General features: G+C 70.6%; 3 protein-coding genes. All 3 read right to left on the bottom strand.

What is annotated here, in order from left to right:
- Positions 1-137: 137 nt before the first annotated feature.
- On the bottom strand, positions 138-6,161 hold the full coding sequence (locus WMF14_RS30205; RefSeq protein WP_437791699.1) for an AAA family ATPase: 6,024 nt from the start codon (positions 6,159-6,161) through the stop codon (positions 138-140).
- Between the two features lie 160 nt (positions 6,162-6,321).
- A complete protein-coding gene (locus WMF14_RS30200; protein WP_437791696.1) occupies positions 6,322-12,378 on the bottom strand; it encodes an AAA family ATPase in 6,057 nt (2,018 codons plus the stop codon).
- A gap of 128 nt (positions 12,379-12,506) precedes the next feature.
- Positions 12,507-18,560 carry an AAA family ATPase gene (locus WMF14_RS30195; RefSeq protein ID WP_437791694.1) on the bottom strand — a complete coding sequence of 2,018 codons (6,054 nt, stop codon included), beginning with the start codon at positions 18,558-18,560 and terminating at the stop codon, positions 12,507-12,509.
- Positions 18,561-18,615: the final 55 nt, after the last annotated feature.

Below are 18,615 nucleotides of genomic sequence, written 5' to 3'. Positions count from 1 at the left end.
CGTCACGAGCAAACGGCGGCGTGATCTCGCGCTGGCTCGCCTGCGTCGGCGCAGCCGTCATGCACGGCGGAAGCGAGGACGGAAAGGGTGCGTGTCCGTCGCGGCCGATCGAGTGAGCGCGCCTGCCCGGTGGAGGCTCACTCCGGCGGGAAGGGAGCGCCCTGGGGGTCGGCCTCGGCGTCCGCCTGGCGCAAAGGCAGCTCGACGATGAAGGTGGCGCCCGCGCCCGGCTTGCTCTCGACGCGGATGGTGCCGCCGTGAGAGGTGACGATCCATCGAACGATGTAGAGGCCGAGGCCGAGGCCGCCGAAGTTGCGGACGGAGACGGCGCGCTCGAAGCGCTCGAAGATCCTTGTCTGATCGGCCTCGGCGATGCCCATGCCGTGATCGCGGACGACGAGCCGCGCGCGATCGCCCTCGTCGCGCACGACGATGTGAACGGGGCCTCCCGCGCCGTACTTGATCGCGTTGGACAGGAGGTTGATGAGGACCTGCTCCATGCGAGAAGCATCCCAGTCCCCGACCACGGGCCCTTCCAGGTCGAGCTTCGTGGGGCAGCGGGCATCGGCGAGCTGCTGTTTCATCCGCTCGAACACCTCACGCGCCAGGGCGGCCAGATCGACCGGCGCGCGCGCGAGGGTCAGGTGGCCGGCGTTCAGGCGGGTGACGTCGAGCAGCTCGTTGACCAGGTGGCCGAGGCGCGCGATCTGGCGGCTCAGGACCTGGATCGCCGCGTCGATGCGCTCCGGAGAGACCTCGGCGCGCTGGAAGCGGGGCAAGAGCCGAGCGAGGAGGTGCGCTTGCATCGTGAGCGAGGTGAGCGGCGTCTTGAGCTCGTGGGATGCGACGAGGAGGAACTCGTCGCGGCGCTCGATCGCCACCTGGGCGTCGGCGAACAGGCGGGTGTTGTCGAGGGCGAGCGCCGCGCGTAACCCGAGCTCCTCGGCGAGCCACAGGTCAGCGGGGCCGTAGCGGCGCCGTGGCGCGGTCGCCAGCAGGGTCATGACCCCGAAGCGCCGGTCGCGCGCGAGGAGCGGGACGCGGAGGAAGGAGTGAATGCCGAGATGCTCGAGCCGCGGCGCAGCGCGGAGCTCGCCCACCTCGGGGCGGTCGAGAGAGCTCGCTGCCAGGGGCCGCAGCGCGTCCATCAACGCGCCTGCGAGCTCGTGCGGCACGCCCGCGGTGACCGCGTGAGCCGGGTCGCCGTGAGCGAGGCCCGCGTCGATGACGCAGTGATCGGCCAGCTCGGGCACGGCGAGCTGCGCCACGCTGTCGAGGGTCGCGCCGTATCCGAGGGCCATGAGCCTCCGGCTCGCCTCGGCCAGGAAGCGCTCGGCGAGCTCGGCGCGCTTGCGCTCGGTGATGTCGGTGGAGATGCCGCAGAGCACGCCGGGCATGACGTCCTCGCCGAGCGGGAACTTGATCGACAGGTGGGTGCGCAGCTCCCCGTCTATCAGAATCTCTTCCTCGAACTCCATCGGCACGCCCGCCTCGAGCACCTTGCGGTCGTGGTCGCTGGTGGCCTCGAGGAACGCAGCGGGCAAGAGCTCGGCGCCCGTCTTGCCGATGACCTGCTCGGCCTTCATGCCGATGTTGCGGCTCGCCCGCCGGTTGACGAGCAGGTACCGGCCGTCGCGATCCTTGAGGTAGATGGCGGCGGCGGAGTTGTCGACGATGGCCTGCAGCGTGGCCTGGCTTTCACGGAGCTCCCGCTCCGCCCGCCGCCGCTCGGCGTTCTCCTGCTCGATGTCGGTATAGAGCATGGCGTTCTCGAGCGAGATGGCCGACTGCGAGGCGAGCAGCTCGAGCACGGTGAGCCGCCCTGGGGTGAACGCGCCGGTGACGAGCCTGTTCTCCAGGTAGAGCAGGCCGAGCAGCCGGGCCCGGTGCACGATCGGGAGGCACAGCACCGATCTCGGCCTCTTGCGGGCGAAATACTCGTCCTCCATGAACGGGTGCCTCGCGGCGGCGTCGGCGAGCAGCACGCGCTCGTGGCTGCGGCGAACGTAGTTGAGGATGGACTGCGGCAGCGCGGCCGCCGCCTCGCCCGCGTCGAGGAGCCGCGCCGCGCCGCCGGACGCGGCGATCGCCGCCGCGGTCGACACGCGATCTTGCCGGACCAGGAGCACATGGCCCTCCTCGGCGCCCGCGTGCTCGACCACGATGCGCAGCAGCGTCTCGAGCAGGCGCGGGAGCTTGAGCTCGCCGGAGATGCTCTGAGAGGCCTTCACGACGGACAGGACGTCGAACTGCTCGGCCCGCACGGCGAAGGTGACGGTGGGCGCGATCGGCTTGCGCGGGGCGAGGTGGGGATAGCGCTGGTCGAGCTGATCCACCTTGGCGTGGGCGCCCCAGCGAAAATAGGCGGCGCGGGCCTTCTCCAGGTAAGCGTCGGCGGCCGTGGCGAGGCCGCGCGCGTGGTAGAACCGGGCAGCGAGCTCGCAGGCGATGGCCTCGTGCTGGACGAAGCCGCCCTCTTGCGCCGAGGAGATGGCCTGCTCGTAGAGCCGGATCGCCTCCGATTCCTGCCCGCGGAGCCGGGCTATCTCGGCGCGGACCAGGGCGTGCTTGTGGAGGAAGTTGTCCGGGCCGTTCCTGGCCCACTCTCCGAGCCGCCGCTCGCAGTCGAGCAGCTGCTCGGGGAGCTCCAGCGGCGAGGATTCCCGCTCCGCGTGCGGCGCGTCGAGGAGGGCCGCGAGCGCGAGCGCCGAATAATAGAAGTTCTCGGCGAGGAGGGCGGTCGGCACGACCCCGTGTCCATGCTCGATCATCGCGCGGGCCGCCGCCTCGAGCGCCTCTCCGGGAGCGCCGAGCACGAAGAGCGCCTGGGCCTTCATTTCATGATAGAAGCTTTGAACGTTCTGCAGGTCCCCCTCGCCGAGCCGCGCCTCGAAGGCCGGCAGATCCAGCTCGGACCCATCGAGCATCGAGAGGCGGACCGGCCTCCCTCGCAGCATCTGGATCATGCCGCGCGCGCCGAGGAGGATGCCATAGGCGAACGGGTGACCGGCGCTGCGCACGAAGCCGAGGCGCTCGTCGATCTGATGGATCACGTCCGCGAGCGGCTCGCCGGAGAGCAGCCGGAACAGCGCGTCCCACATGCGGTTGAAGCACGCGTGGTTCAGATCGCCCGACTCGACCGCGGCGCTGAAGCCGGCGCGCGAGTACGGATACGTCTCTCGGTAGTGGCGTGTCCAGAAGACGACATGCTGTCCAAAGATGGTGAACACCGCCGATTTCGTGGTGAGGAGGCCGCCCCTGTCCGCGAGGTCGCAGCCGAGCTTTCCGAACCGATAGGCCTCCTTGTATCGCCCGAACTTCGGGCCGAACATCCTCGCGAAGGAAATGTACGCGTGAGGGGAGCTCTCGGCGTTGCCGTGGCGCAGGCTGAGCTGGACCATGCGCAGGACGATGAGAAAGGGCAGGTTCGGGGTCACGAAGGACGCGGGGATGCCAGCGCCCAGCAGCACGCTCATCGTGGCCTTGATCTCCGGGTGCGTCATGGCGGGCAGATGGATCAGGTCCTCGATCGCCCGGTCGCCCAGGGCCTGCCAGACGCTCTTCGTCTCCTCTTCGAGCTGTGCGTCGGTGGGGAGGAAGGGAAGATCGATGTCGTAGGTGCGGAGCCACGCGAGCCCGATCTCCGCCGCGCGGGCGTATTGCCCGCGGGTGACCTTCAGCGTGATGACGAGCTCGACGACGGCGGCCGTCTCGCTCCTCGTCCTCGCGCGATCCTCGAGCGCTTCGAGGAGCCGCTCGGCGTCGTCGATGGCGCCGGTGATGTACGCGACGTGCGCGCGCTCGAAGGTCAGGCCGTAGGTCAGCTCGTGCTGCGTCTCCCAGGAGTCCGGCGCGAGCAGGGAGAGGCCCGCGGCGAAGAGCGCGGCGGCGGCCTGGAAGGCCGCGGCGGCCTTGGCCTTCCTGCCGGCGCGGAGGTTCAGCGCGGCGACCTCGTCCCGCTCGGCCCGGGAACGGAGGAGCGCGGCGCCGCGGTTGAGGTGGCCGACGGCGTCGAAGAGCACCTCGTCGCGCTCGTCCTGGCGCCGCCCTTTCAACAGGAGCCGGCCAATCCGGAGGTGCACCTCGGCGAGCTGCTCTGCCGGGATGAGCGAATAAGCGGCCTGCTGCACCCGGTCGTGGAGAAATCGAACTCCGTTGCTCTGGCGGAGGAGCAGCCCCTCCCGGACGGCCTCGTCGAGCGCGTCGCGGAGCTCCGCCGGGCTACGGCGCGCGAGCAGCGCGAGGGTGTCGAGGTCCAGGCTGCTGCCGAGGCACGCGGCGAGCTTGAGCGCGTCGCGCGTCGGGACCGAGAGCCGGTTCAGCTTGCCGGCCATCAGCTCGATGACGTTGTCGGTGAAGCCTTTGTCGCGGATCGCGGCGATGTCCCACCGCCACATGCGCTGCTCTGCGTCGACGGCGATGAGCCCGTCTTCGTGCAGCGCGATCAGGAACTGGAGGACGAAGAAGGGGTTGCCGCCGGTCTTCTCGTGGACGAGCTGCGAGAGCGGCTCGACCTGCGCTTCGGGCGCGTGGACCGCCTCGGCGACGAGCGCCCGGACATGGGCGGCGGAGAGCGGCTCGAGGACGAGCTCGGAGACCGCGGCGCCGCGCTTTCGGGCCTCGGCGAGCGTGAGCCGGAGCGGGTGCGCTGGGCCGACCTCGTTGTCCCGGTAGGCGCCGATCAGCAGCAGGTGCGCGCCGCCGGCATGGGTGGCGAGGTGCTCGAGCAAGAGGAGGCTGGCCGCGTCGGCCCACTGGAGATCATCGAGGAAGAGCGCCATGGGGTGCTCCTTCCGGGCGCACGCGGCGACGAAGCGCTGGAGCGTCGCGTGCAGCCGGGCCTGTGCCTCGGTGGGCGGAAGCTCGGGCACGGGCGGCTGCGGGCCGAGGAGCAGCTCGACCTCGGGGAGCACGTCGGCGAGCAGCCTGCCGTTCTGGTCGAGGGCCTCGCGGAGGCGCTCTCGCCAGCGCTCTACCTGCTCCTCGCTCGTGCCGAGGATCTCCTGAAACAGCGCCCGGAACGCCTGCAGGAAAGGACGGTAGGGGACATCCCTCGCGGTCTGATCGAACTTGCCGGAGAGGAAGAAGCCGCGCTCGCGCACGACGGGCCTGTGCAGCTCGGCGACGAGCGAGGACTTGCCGATGCCCGAGTACCCTGACACGAGCGCGAGCTCTGGCCGGCCGTTCGCGACCACGCGCTCGAACGCGGCGAGCAGCGCTTTGACCTCGTGCTCGCGGCCGTAGAGCCGCTGCGGGACGCGGAACCGGTCGGAGAGATCGCGCTCCCCGAGCGCGAAGGGCTGAATCTCGCCGGTCACCCGCCACCTCGCGAAGCACACGTCGAGGTCGTGGCGCAGGCCGAGGGCGCTCTGGTAGCGCTCCTCGGCGGCCTTGGAGAGCAGCTTGAGGACGACCTCGGACAGGACCGGTGGAATCGAGGGGACGAGCGCGTGGGGTGGGACCGGGCTCTGCGCGATATGGCAATAGACCCACGCGACGGGATCGCTGGCCTGGAAGGGCAGGGCGCCCGTCAGCATCTCGTAGAAGGTGACGCCGAGGGAGTACAGGTCGGTCCGCTCGTCGATCCAGCGGTTCATCCGGCCTGTTTGCTCAGGCGCCATGTAAGCCAGCGTCCCCTCGATGAGGCTGTTGTGGACGAGGTCCTGGGATTCGCGGGGGGAGAGGGAGGCGATGCCGAGATCGGTGATCTTCACCTCGCCGGTGTCGGGGTTGTAGAGCAGGTTCTGGGGCTTGATGTCCTTGTGGATGACGTGGTGTCGGTGGAGCTCGGCGAGCGCGGCGGCGATGCGGAGGGCGAGGGGGAGGAAGCGCTCGATCGTCATCCCGCTCATCCCGCGCATCGGCCCGTCGCCATCGAGCAGCCGGTCGAGCGAGCGGCCACCGAAGTCCTCCAGGACCAGCGCGGCCTGGTCGCCGAGCGATTCCATCGCGTAGGCCTTGACGACGACCGCCGTATCGAGCGCGCTGGCGATCTCGTGCTCGTGCTGGAGCCGCCCGAGAGCGTGGGGGCTCGTGTGGTCGCGCCGCAGGACCTTGAGCACCACCGATCGGCCGTCCTCCTCGCTCCGCGCGCGGTAGAGGAGGGTATCTGCACCGTGGTGCAGCACCTCCAGCACGCGGTAACGTGGACTATGGGGCATAGGAGGATCTTTGAACCCGGGGCGTCAGCGGCGTGCTGCGGTTCAATTCGATACACTGCCAAAAGCGCTGCGACCCGTCACGAGCAAACGGCGGCGCGTCAGCGCCCGACGAGGCAGCCGTCGGCGGCGAGTGCGCAGCGCGCGCCTGCGCCTGCCGCGCCTACGCCTGCGGGAGGAAGGTGCCCTGGACGTCCGTCTCCGTGTCCGGCGAGCGCAAAGGCAGCTCGACGATGAAGGCGGCGCCCGCGCCCGGCTTGCTCTCGACGCGGATCGTGCCGTCATGGGAGGTGACGATCCACCGCACGATGTAGAGGCCGAGGCCGAGACCTCCGAAGTTGCGGACGGAGACGGCGCGCTCGAAGCGCTCGAAGATCCTTGCCTGATCGGCCTCCGCGATGCCCATGCCATGATCGCGGACGACGAGCACCGCGCGGCTGGCCAGGCTGCGCACGACGACGTGAATGGGGCCCCCCGCGCCATATTTGAGCGCGTTGGACAGGAGGTTGATGAGGATCTGCTCCATGCGGGAAGCGTCCCAGTCGCCCACCACGGGCCCGTCCAGGTCGAGCTGGGTGCGGCAGCGGGCGTCGTCGAGCTGCTGGTGCATCCGCTCGACGACATCACGCGCCAGGGCGGCCAGATCGACGGGCGCGCGCGCGAGGGAGAGCCGGCCGGCGTTCAGGCGGGTGACGTCGAGCAGCTCGTTGACCAGGTGGGCGAGGCGCGCGATCTGGCGGTTGAGGAGCTGGATCGCGGCGTCGATGCGCTCCGGAGCGACCTCGGCGCGCTGGAGGCGGGGCAGGAGCCGGGCGAGGAGGTGCGCTTGCATCGTGAGCGAGGTGAGCGGCGTCTTGAGCTCGTGGGATGCGACGAGGAGGAACTCGTCGCGGCGCTCGATCGCCTGCTGGGCCTCGGCGAACAGGCGGCCGTTGTCGAGGGCGAGCGCGGCGCGGCTCGCGAGCTCCTCGGCCAGCCACAGGTCGGCGGGGCGGTAACGGCGCCGGGGCGCGGCCGCCAGCAGCGTCATGACCCCGAAGCGCCGGTCGCGGGCGAGGAGCGGGACGCGAAGGAAGGAGTGAACGCCGAGCGGCTCCAGGAGGGGCGCAGCGCGGATGTCGCCCACCTCGGCCTGATCCAGAGAGCTCGCTGCAAGGGGCCGCAGCGCGTCCGTCACCGCGCCTGCGAGCTCGGCCGGCACGCCCGCGGTGACCGTCCGCCCCGGGGCGTCCTGGGCGAGGTCCACGTGGATGACGCACCGGTCGGCGAGCTCGGGCACGACGAGCTGCGCCACGCTCTCGAGGGTGGCGCCGTAGCCGAGCGCCATGAGCCTCCGGCTCGCGTCGGCCAGGAAGCGCTCGGCGAGCTCGGCGCGCTTGCGCTCGGTGATGTCGGTGGAGATGCCGCAGAGCACGCCGGGCATGACGCTCTCGCCGAGCGGGAATTTGAGCGACAGGTAGGTGCGCAGCTCGCCCTCCAACTGCACCTCCTCCTCGAACTCCAGCGGCTCGCCCGCCTCGAGCACCCGCCGGTCGTGTTCTTCGATGATCGCGGTGGCGGTGGCAGGCAAGAGCTCGGCGCTCGTCTTTCCGAGGATCTGCTCGGCTGGCTTGCCGAGGGCGCGGCTCACGCGCCGGTTGACGAGCAGGAACCGGCCGTCGCGATCCTTGAGGTAGATGGCGGCGGCGGAGTTGTCGACGATGGCCTGCAGCGTGGCCTGGCTCTCACGGAGCTCTCGCTCCGCCCGGCGCCGCTCGGCGTTCTCCTGCTCGATGTCGGTATAGAGCATGGCGTTCTCGAGCGAGATGGCCGACTGCGAGGCGAGCAGCTCGAGCACGGTGAGCCGCCCTGGGGTGAACGCGCCGGTGACGAGGTTGTTCTCCAGGTAGAGCAGGCCGAGCAGCCGCGTTTGCCGCACGATCGGGAGGCACAGCACCGACCTCGGCCTCTTGCGGCCGAAATACTCGTCGTCCGAGAACGGGTGCCTCGCGGCGGCGTCGGCGAGCAGCACGCGCTCGTGGCTGCGGAGGACATAGTTGAGGATGGATTGCGGCAGCGCCGCCACGGCCTCGCCCGCGTCGAGCAGCCGCGCCGCGCTCCCCGACGCCGTGATCGCCGCGGTCGACACGCGATCTTCCCGGACCAGGAGCGCAACCCCCTCTCCGGCGCCCGCGTGCTCGACCACGATGCGCAGCAGCGTCTCGAGCAGGCGCGGGAGCTTGAGCTCGCCGGAGATGCTCTGAGAGGCCTTGACGATGGACAGGACGTCGAGCTGCTCGGCCCGCACGGCGAAGGTGACGGTGGGCGCGATCGGCCTTCGCTCGACGAGGAAGGGATAACGCTGGTCGAGCTGCTCGACCTTGGCGTGCGCGCCCCAGCGGAAGTAGGCGGCGCGCGCCCGCTGCAGGTGGGCGACGGCGGGCGTGGACAGGCCGCGGTTGCCGTAGAACCGGGCGGCGAGCTCGCAGGCGATGGCCTCGTGCTGGACGAAGCCGCCCTCGCGCGCCGAGGAGATGGCCTGCTCGTAGAGCCGGATGGCCTCGGGCTCGTTCCCGAGGAGCCTGGCGATCTCGGCGCGGACCAGGGCGTGCTTGTGGAGGTAGTTGTCGGGGCAGCTCGCGGCCCACACGCCGAGCTGCCGCTCGCACGCGAGGAGCCCTTCGGGGAGCTCCCGCCCTGGCAACGGCGGCGCGTCGTGCGTGTCGTGCGCGTCGTCGGATACCGCGGCGAGCGCGAGCGCGTGAACATAGAAGGTCTCGGGGATCTCCGCGCATGCGTCCATCCTCCAATCGTAATCGACGACGACGCGGGTCGACGCCGCGAGCGCCTCCCGGGGAGAGCCGAGAAGGAACAGCGCCTGCGCCTTCAGGCTGTAGTACAAGCTATGAGCTCCGTACGAGGACCCCGGAGGGAGCCCCGCCTCGAAGGCCTCCTGATCCAGCTCGGAGCCATCCAGCATCGCGTAACGGACCGGCCTCCCGCGCAGCGTCTGGATGAGGTACCGGACGCTGAGGAGGATGCCATGGATGAACGCGTAACCGGCCTTGCGCACGAAGCCGAGGCGCTCCTCGGTCACGTGAAGGACGTCCTCCAGCGGCTCCCCGCAGAGCAGGGGGAACACCGATGCCCAGACGCAATGGAAACATGCGTTGTTCAGATCGCCGCACTCCACGGCGGCGTTGAAGCCGAGGCGATTGTAGGGGTAGGTCTCTCTGTAATGGCGCGTCCAGAAGACGGTCAGCTGCCCGAACAGGAAGATCACGGTGGGCTTCGCGGCGAGGTGGTCGCTCCTCTCCGCGAGGTCGTAGCCGAGCTTGCCGAACAGGTAAGCCTCCTTGTATCTCCCGAACCGCGGGCCGAGCACCCGCGCGAAGGCGGTGTACGCATGGGCGGAGCTCTCGGCGTTGCCATGGTGAAGGCTGAGCGTGACCATGCGCTCGAGGACCAGATGATGCAGGTTCTGGTCCTCGAAATACGCAGCGACGGACACGCTCTTCAAGATGCTCATCGCGATCTTGATCTCCGGGTGCGCCATGGGAGGCAGGTGGATGAGGTCCTCGATCGCCCGGTCGCCCAGGGCCTGCCATACGCTCTCGGTCTCTCGTTCGATGCGCGCGTCGGTGAGGTGGGTCGGCAGATGGATGTCGTAGGAGCGCAGGAAGGAGAGACCGAGCTCCACAGCGCGTGCGCTCTGCCCGCGGGTCACGTGCAAGGCGACAGCGAGCTCGACGACGGCGGCCCTCTCGATCTTGGTCATCGAGCGATCCGTGAGCTCCTCGAGCAGCCGCTCGGCTTCATCGAAGTTGCCGATGATGTACGCGCAGTGCGCTCGCTCGAAGTTCAGGGCGTGGGTCAGCGCGTACTGCGTCTCCCAGCGTTCCTGCGGCTCGCTCGCGAGGAGGGCCGCGCCGGCGGCGAAGAGGGCGGCGGCGGACTTGTAGGCGGCGGCAGCCTTGGCCTTCCTGCCGGCGCGGAGGTTGAGGGCGGCGAGCTCGTCGCGCTCGGCCCGGGAACGGAGGAGCGCGGCGCCGCGGTTGAGGTGGCCGACGATCTCGAAGAGCGTGTCCTCGCGCTCTTCGGCGCGCTGCGCCTTCAAGAGCAGCTGACCGATCCCGAGGTGCACCTCGGCGAGCTGTCCTGGCGGGATGAGCGAAGTTGCGGCTTGCTGCACCCGGTCGTGGAGGAAGCGATAGGCGCTGTCCCGGCGGAGCAGCAGCCCCTCCCGCGCGGCCTCCTCGAGCGCCTCGCGGAGCTCCTCCGTCGGCCGCCTCGCGACCACCGCGAGGGCGTCGAGGGTCAGGCTGCCACCGAGGCAGGCGGCGAGCTTGAGGGCGTCGCGCGTCGGGACCGAGAGCCGATTGAGCTTGCCCACCATCAGCTCGACGACGTTGTCGGTGAAGCCCTTGTCGCGGATGGCGGCGCTGTCCCAGCGCCATGCGCCCTCGTCGGCATCGAAGGTGATGAGCCCCTCGTCGCGCAGGGTGATGAGGAACTGGAGCACGAAGAAGGGGTTGCCGCCGGTCTTCTCGTACACCAGCCCTGAGAGCGGCTCGACCTGCGCTTCGGGCGCGTGGACCGTCTCGGCGACGAGCGCGCCGACGTGGGCTGCGGAGAGCGGCGCGAGGACGAGCTCGGAGACGGCGGCGCCGCGCTTCTGGGCCTCGGCGAGCGTGAGCCGGAGCGGGTGCGCGGGGCCGACCTCGTTGTCGCGATAAGCGCCTATCACGAGGAGGTGCGCGTCGCCCGCGAGGGTGGCGAGCTGCTCGAGCAAAAGGAGGCTGCCGGGGTCGGCCCATTGCAGGTCGTCGAGGAAGAGGGCGACGGGGTGCTCCTTCCGGGCGCAGGCGGCGACGAAGCGCTGGAGCGTGGCGAGCAGCCGGCTCTGGGCCTCGGCGGGCGGGAGCTCGGGCACGGGCGGCTGCGGGCCGAGGAGCAGGGCGAGCTCGGGGAGCATGTCGGTGAGCAGCCTGCCGTTCTGGCCGAGGGCCTCGCGGAGGCGCTCTCTCCAGCGCTCGACCTGCGGCTCGCTGGCGCTGAGGATCTCCTGCACGAGCCCCCGGAAGGCGTGAAAGAGGGGGCGGTAGGGGACGTCGCGCTTGAGCTGATCGAACTTTCCGGAGAGGAAGGCGCCGCGCTCGCGCACGACAGGCCCGTGCAGCTCGGCGACGAGCGAGGACTTGCCGATGCCCGAGTAGCCCGAGACGAGCAGGAGCTCTGGCCGGCCGCTGGCGACCACGCGCTCGAAGGCGGCGCGCAGGGCCTCGAGCTCGCGCTCGCGGCCGTAGAGCCGCTGCGGGATCTGGAGCCTGTCGGAGACGTCGCGCTGCCCGAGCGGGAAGGGCTCGATGGCGCCGCTCTGGCGCAGCTGGGAAGAGCACCGCTCGAGGTCGTGGCGCAGGCCGAGGGCGCTCTGGTAGCGCTCCTCGGCGGCCTTGGAGAGCAGCTTGAGGACGATGGCGGAGAGCTGCGGTGGAATCGAGGGGACGAGCGCGTGCGGCGGCTGGGGCGCCTGGGCGATGTGGCAATAGACCCACGCGACGGGGTCGCTGGCCTGGAAGGGCAAGGTGCCAGTCAGCATCTCGTAGAAGGTGACGCCGAGGGAGTACAGGTCGGTCCGCTCGTCGACCCGGCGGTTCATGCGGCCCGTCTGCTCTGGCGCCATGTAGGCGAGCGTGCCCTCGATGAGGCCGTCGTGGGCGAGCTCCTGGGCGCCGCGGTGAGAGAGGGAGGCGATGCCGAGATCGGTGATCTTCACCTCGCCGGTGTCGGGGTTGTAGAGCAGGTTCTGAGGCTTGATGTCCTTGTGGATGACGTGATGTCGGTGGAGCTCGGCGAGCGCGGCGGCGAGGCGGAGGGCGAGGGGGAAGAAGCGCTCGATCGCCATCCCGCGCATCCCGCCCATCCCGCGCATCCCGCGCATCGGCGCGTCGCCATCGAGCAGCCGGTCGAGCGAGCGGCCGCCGAAGTCCTCCAGGACCAGGGTCATCTGGTCGCGGAACGGCTCGATCCCGTAGGCCTTGGCGATGACCGGCGAAGCGAGCGCCGTCGCGACCTCGAGCTCGTGCTGGAGCCTGCCGAGGGCGCGGGGGCTGGCGTGGTCGCGCCGCAGGACCTTGAGCACCACCGGCCGGCCGTCCTCCTCGCGCCGCGCGCGGTAGAGGATCGTGTCCGCACCTTGGTGCAGCACCTCCAGAACGCGGTAACGTGGACTATGGGGCATAGGAGGACCTTTGAACCCGGAGCGTCAGCAGCGTGCTGCGGTTCAACTTGGTACATTGCCAAAAGCGCTGCGACCCGTCACGAGCAAACGGCGGCGCGTCAGCGCCCGCTGAGGCTCCCGGTGAACGCTCACGCCGGGGGGAGAAAGGTGCCCTGGCCTTCCGTCTCCGCCTCCGGCAGGTGCAAAGGCAGCTCGACGATGAAGGTGGCGCCCGCGCCCGGCTTGCTCTCGACGCGGATGGTGCCGCCATGGGAGGTGACGATCCATCGAACGATGTAGAGGCCGAGGCCGAGGCCGCCGAAGTTGCGGACGGAGACGGCGCGCTCGAAGCGCTCGAAGATCCTTGCCTGATCGGCCTCCGCGATGCCCATGCCATGATCGCGGACGACGAGCACCGCGCGAGCGCCCTCGCGGCGCGCGATGACGTGAATGAGGCCTCCCGCGCCGTACTTGATCGCGTTGGACAGGAGGTTGATGAGGACCTGCTCCATGCGGGAAGGATCCCAGTGTCCAATCACGGGCTCGTCCAGGTCGAGCTGGGTGCGGCAGCGGGCGTCGGCGAGCTGCTGGTGCATCCGCTCGACGACCTCGCGCGCCAGGGCGGCCAGATCGACGGGCGCGCGCGCGAGGGAGAGCCGGCCGGCGTTCAGGCGGGTCACGTCGAGCAGCTCGTTGACCAGGTGGGCGAGGCGCGCGATCTGGCGATCGAGGAGCTGGAGCGCGGCGTCGATGCGCTCCGGGGCGACCTCCCCGCGCTGGAGGCGGGGCAGGAGCCGGGCGAGGAGGTGGGCCTGCATCTTCAGCGAGGTGAGCGGCGTCTTGAGCTCGTGGGATGCGACGAGGAGGAACTCGTCGCGGCGCTCGATCGCCTGCTGGGCCTCGGCGAACAGGCGGCTGTTGTCGAGGGCGAGCGCGGCGCGGCCCGCCAGCTCCTCGGCCAGCCACAGGTCGGCAGGGCCGTAACGGTGCCGGGGCGCGGCCGCCAGCAGCGTCATGACCCCGAAGCGCCGGTCGCGCGCGAGGAGCGGGACGCGGAGGAAGGAGTGAACGCCGAGCGGATCGAGGAGAGGCGCGGCGCGGATGTCGCCCACCTCGGCCTGATCCAGAGAGCTCGCTGCCAGGGGCCGCAGCGCGTCCGTCACCGCGCCTGCGAGCTCGGCCGGCACGCCCGCGGTGACCGTCCGCCCCGGGGCGTCCTGGGCGAGGTCCACGTGGATGACGCACCGGTCGGCGAGCTCGGGCACGACGAGCTGCGCCACGCTCTCGAGGGTGGCGCCGTAACCGAGGGCCATGAGCCTCCGGCTCGCGTCGGCCAGGAAGCGCTCGGCGAGCTCGGCGCGCTTGCGCTCGGTGATGTCGGTGCAGATGCCGCAGACGACGCCGGGCATGACGCCCTCGCCGAGCGGGAACTTGAGGGACAGGTAGGTGCGCGGCTCGCCCTCTTGCATCACCACCTCCTCGAACTCCAGCGGCTCGCCCGCGTCGAGCACCCGCCGGTCGTTGTCTCGGAGGACCTCGGCGTTGGAACCCCGAAAGAGCTCGTCGTCGGTCTTTCCGAGGAGCTCTTGGCTCGGCACGCCGGCGACGTTCCCCGCGTGGCGGTTGGCGAGCAGATACCGGCCCTCGCGATCCTTGAGGAAGATGGTCGCGGCGGAGTTGTCGACGATGGCCTGGAGCGTCGCCTGGTTCGCCTGCAGCGCCTGCTCTGCCCGGCGCCGCTCGGTGTTCTCCTGCTCGATATCGGCGTAGAGCATGGCGTTCTCGAGCGAGATGGCCGACTGCGAGGTGAGCAGCTCGAGCACGGTGAGCCGCCCTGGAGTGAACGCCCCGGCCACGAGCCCGTTCTCCAGGTAGAGCACGCCGAGCAGCCGGGCCTGCCGCATGATCGGCAGGCACAGCACCGACCTCGGCCTCTTGCGCGCGAAATACGCGTCCTCCGAGAACGGGTGCCTGGCCGCCGCGTCGTCGAGCAGCACGCGCTCGTGGCTGCGGAGGACATAGTTGAGAATGGATTGCGGCAGCGCCGTCGACGCCTCGCCCGCGTCGAGCAGCCGCGCGGCGCCCCTGGACGTCGCGATCGCCGCCGCCGTCGACAGGCGCTCCTCCCGGACCAGGAGCACGACCCCCTCTCCGGCGCCCGCGTGCTCGACCACGATGCGCAGGAGCATCTCGAGCAGGCGCGGGAGCTTGAGCTCGCCGGAGATGCTCTGAGAGGCCTTGACGACGGACAGGACGTCGAACTGCTCGGCGCGGACGGCGAAGGTGACGGTGGGGGCGATAGGCTTTCGCTCGACGAGGAAGGGATAACGCTGGTCGAGCTGCTCGACCTTGGCGTGGGCGCCCCAGCGGAAGTAGGCGGCGCGGGCGTCCCGCAGGTAGGCGCCTTCGGGCGTGGACAGGCCGCGGTCGCGGTAGAACCGGGCGGCGAGCTCGCAGGCGATGGCCTCCTGCTGGACGAAGCCGTTCTCCCGCGCCGAGGAGATGGCCTGCTCGTAGAGCCGGATGGCCTCGGGCTCGTTCCCGAGGAGCCGGGCGATCTCGGCGCGGACCAGGGCGTGTTTGTGGAGGAAGTTGTCGGGGCAGCTCGCGGCCCACGCGCCGAGCTGCCGCTCGCCGTCGAGGAGGCCCTCGGGGAGCTCCTGCGCCGGCGACCGCCGCGCTCCGCGCGCGCCCTCGTCTGCGAGGGCCGCGAGCGCGAGCGCATGAAAATAGCAGTTCTCGGCGATGAGCGCGTAGGGCTCGCTCTTGAAGGGGTGATCGACGATCACGCGCGTCGCCGCGGCGAGCGCTTCGTCGTGGGAGCCGAGTATGAAGAGGGCGCGCGCCTTCATGCTGTAATGGAGGCCGCGGGCGCCCCTCATGTCCCCCTCATCGAGCCCCGCCTCGAAGGCCTGCCTATCCAGCTCGGAGCCGTCGAGCTTCGAGAAGCGGACCGGCCTCCCGCGCAGCGTCTGGATGAGGGCGCGGGCGCTGGCCAGGACGCCGTGGGCGAACTCGTAGCCGGCCTTGCGCACGAAGCGGCTGCGCTCCTCGACCTCGTGGAGGACGTCCTCCAGCGGCTCGCCGGCGAGCAGCGGGAACAGCGGAGCCCAGACGCAGTTGAAGCACGCCATGCGCATATCGCCGGACTCGATCGCGGCGCTGAACCCGGCGCGCGTGTAGGGGTACGTCTCCCGGTAATGGCGTGTCCAGAAGACGACTTGCTGCCCGAAGAGGGTGAATACCAGCGACTTCACGGTGAGGAGGTCGCTCCTGTCCGCGAGGTCGTAGCCGAGCTTTCCGAACTTGTAGGCCTCCTTGTATCGCCCGAACCGCGGGCCGAACAGCCGCGCGAAGGCCGCGTACGCGTGGGCGGAGCTCTCCGCGTTGCCGTGGCGCAGGCCGAGCTTCACCTGGCGCAGGACGATGAGGTAGTGCAGGTCCTGGTCTACGAAGATCGCGGGGCCGGCCACGGCTTGCAGCACCGCCATCACGACCTTGCACTCCGGGTGCTCCATGGGGGGCAGGCGGATGAGGTCCTCGATCGCCCGGTCGCCCAGAGCTTGCAAGAGGCCCTCGGTCTCTTCCTCGACCTGTGCGTCGGTGGGGTGGAGAGGAAGATCGATATCCGAGGCGCGGAGCCACGCGAGCCCGAGCTCGACGGCGTGGTCGGACCGGCCTCGGGTCTGGTAGAAGGTGACGGCGAGCTCGACGACCGCGGCGCGATCGAGCTCGTTCCTCGTGCGCCCCAGGAGCTCCTCGAGCAGCCGATCGGCCTCCTCGGAGCTGCCGGTGACGTAGGCGGCGTGAGCGCGCTCGAGGCTCAGGGGATAGGCCAGATCGTACCGAGTCTCCCAGCGCTCGCGGGGATCTCTCGCGAGGAGGGCCAGGCCGGCGGCGAAGAGGGCGGCGGCGGACTGGTAGGCGGCGGCGGCCTTGGCCTTCCTGCCGGCGCGGAGGTTGAGGGCGGCGAGCTCGTCGCGCTCGGCCTGGGAACGGAGGAGCGCGGCGCCGCGGTTGAGGTGGCCGACGATCTCGAAGAGCGCCTCATCGGGCTCCTCCGCGCGCCGTGCCTTCAAGAGCAGCTGGCCGATCCGGAGGTGCACCTCGGCGAGCTGTCCTGGCGGGATGAGCGAAGTTGCGGCTTGCTGCACCCGGTCGTGGAGGAAGCGATAGGCGCTGTCCCGGCGGAGCAGCAGCCCCTCCCGCACGGTCTCCTGGAGCGCCTCGCGGAGCTCCTCCGTCGGCCGCCTCGCGACCACCGCGAGGGCGTCGAGGGTCAGGCTGCCGCCGAGGCAGGCGGCGAGCTTGAGCGCGTCGCGCGTCGGGACCGAGAGCCGATTGAGCTTTCCCACCATCAGCTCGACGACGTTGTCGGTGAAGCCCTTGTCGCGGATGGCGGCGCTGTCCCAGCGCCATGCGCCCTCGTCGGCATCGAAGGTGATGAGCCCCTCGTCGTGCAGGGTGATGAGGAACTGGATCACGAAGAAGGGGTTGCCGGCCGTCTTCTCGTGGACGAGCCGGGCGAGCGGCTCGACCTGCGCTTCGGGCGCGTGGACCGTCTCGGCGATGAGCGCCCCGACGTGGGCTGCGGAGAGCGGCGCGAGGACGAGCTCGGAGACGGCGGCGCCGCGCTTCTGGGCCTCGGCGAGCGTGAGCCGGAGCGGGTGCGCGGGGCCGACCTCGTTGTCGCGATAAGCGCCTATCACGAGGAGGTGCGCGTCGCCCGCGAGGGTGGCGAGCTGCTCGAGCAAAAGGAGGCTGCCGGGGTCGGCCCATTGCAGGTCGTCGAGGAAGAGGGCGACGGGGTGCTCCTTCCGGGCGCAGGCGGCGACGAAGCGCTGGAGCGTGGCGAGCAGCCGGCTCTGGGCCTCGGCGGGCGGGAGCTCGGGCACGGGCGGCTGCGGGCCGAGGAGCAGGGCGAGCTCGGGGAGCATGTCGGTGAGCAACGCGCCGCTCGCGCCGAGGGCCTCGCGGAGGCGCTCTCTCCAGCGCTCGACCTGCGGCTCGCTGGCGCCGAGGATCTCCTGCACGAGCCCCCGGAAGGCGTGAAGGAGGGGGCGGTAGGGGACGTCGCGCTTGAGCTGATCGAACTTTCCGGAGAGGAAGGAGCCGCGCTCGCGCACGACAGGCCCGTGCAGCTCGGCGACGAGCGAGGACTTGCCGATGCCCGAGTAGCCCGAGACGAGCAGGAGCTCTGGCCGGCCGCTGGCGACCACGCGCTCGAAGGCGGCGCGCAGCGCCTCGAGCTCGCGCTCGCGGCCGTAGAGCCGCTGCGGGATCTGGAGCCTGTCGGAGACGTCGCGCTGCCCGAGCGGGAAGGGCTCGATGGCGCCGCTCTGGCGCAGCTGGGAAGAGCACCGTTCGAGGTCGTGGCGCAGGCCGAGGGCGCTCTGGTAGCGCTCCTCGGCGGCCTTGGAGAGCAGCTTGAGGACGATGGCGGAGAGCTGCGGTGGAATCGAGGGGACGAGCGCGTGGGGTGGGACCGGGCTCTGCGCGATATGGCAATAGACCCATTCGACGGGGTCGCTGGCCTGGAAGGGCAGGGCGCCCGTCAGCATCTCGTAGAAGGTGACGCCGAGGGAGTACAGGTCGGTCCGCTCGTCGACCCGGCGGTTCATGCGGCCCGTCTGCTCTGGCGCCATGTAGGCGAGCGTGCCCTCGATGAGGCCGTCGTGGGTGAGCTCCTGGGCCCCGCGGTGGGGGAGGGAGGCGATGCCGAGATCGGTGATCTTCACCTCGCCGGTGTCGGGGTTGTAGAGCAGGTTCTGGGGCTTGATGTCCTTGTGGATGACGTGGTGTCGGTGGAGCTCGGCGAGCGCGGCGGCGAGGCGGAGGGCGAGGGGGAGGAAGCGCTCGATCGCCATCCCGCGCATCCCGCCCATCCCGCGCATCGCGCGCATCGGCCCGTCGCCATCGAGCAGCCGGTCGAGCGAGCGGCCGCCGAAGTCCTCGAGGACCAGGGTCATCTGGTCGCGGAACGGCTCGATCCCGCAGGCCTTGACGACCGCGGGCGACCTCAGCGCCCTGGCGACCTCGAGCTCGTGCTGGAGCCTGCCGAGGGCGCGGGGGCTGGCGTGGTCGCGCCGCAGGACCTTGAGCACCACCGGCCGGCCGTCCTTCTCGCGCCGCGCGCGGTAGAGGATCGTGTCCGCACCTTGGTGCAGCACCTCCAGCACGCGGTAACGTGGACTGTCGGTCATAAAGGGAGGGTGTCCAAGGCCGGATCGGCCTCCGAGGCGCCGGGTCGATTTGTGA

This window comes from Sorangium sp. So ce693, assembly GCF_051521375.1.
GTDB classification, from domain to species: Bacteria; Myxococcota_A; Polyangia; order Polyangiales; family Polyangiaceae; genus Sorangium; species Sorangium atrum.
The sequence above is the reverse complement of the archived record's forward strand: the minus strand, read 5'-3'. Positions and strand labels throughout refer to the sequence as shown.

Bases quoted from the DNA above. Each gene is read 5' to 3' on its own strand.
- WMF14_RS30200 (WP_437791696.1), bottom strand. From the start codon at position 12,378: ATGCCCCATAGTCCACGTTACCGCGTTCTGGAGGTGCTGCACCAAGGT.
- WMF14_RS30195 (WP_437791694.1), bottom strand. From the start codon at position 18,560: ATGACCGACAGTCCACGTTACCGCGTGCTGGAGGTGCTGCACCAAGGT.
- WMF14_RS30205 (WP_437791699.1), bottom strand. From the start codon at position 6,161: ATGCCCCATAGTCCACGTTACCGCGTGCTGGAGGTGCTGCACCACGGT.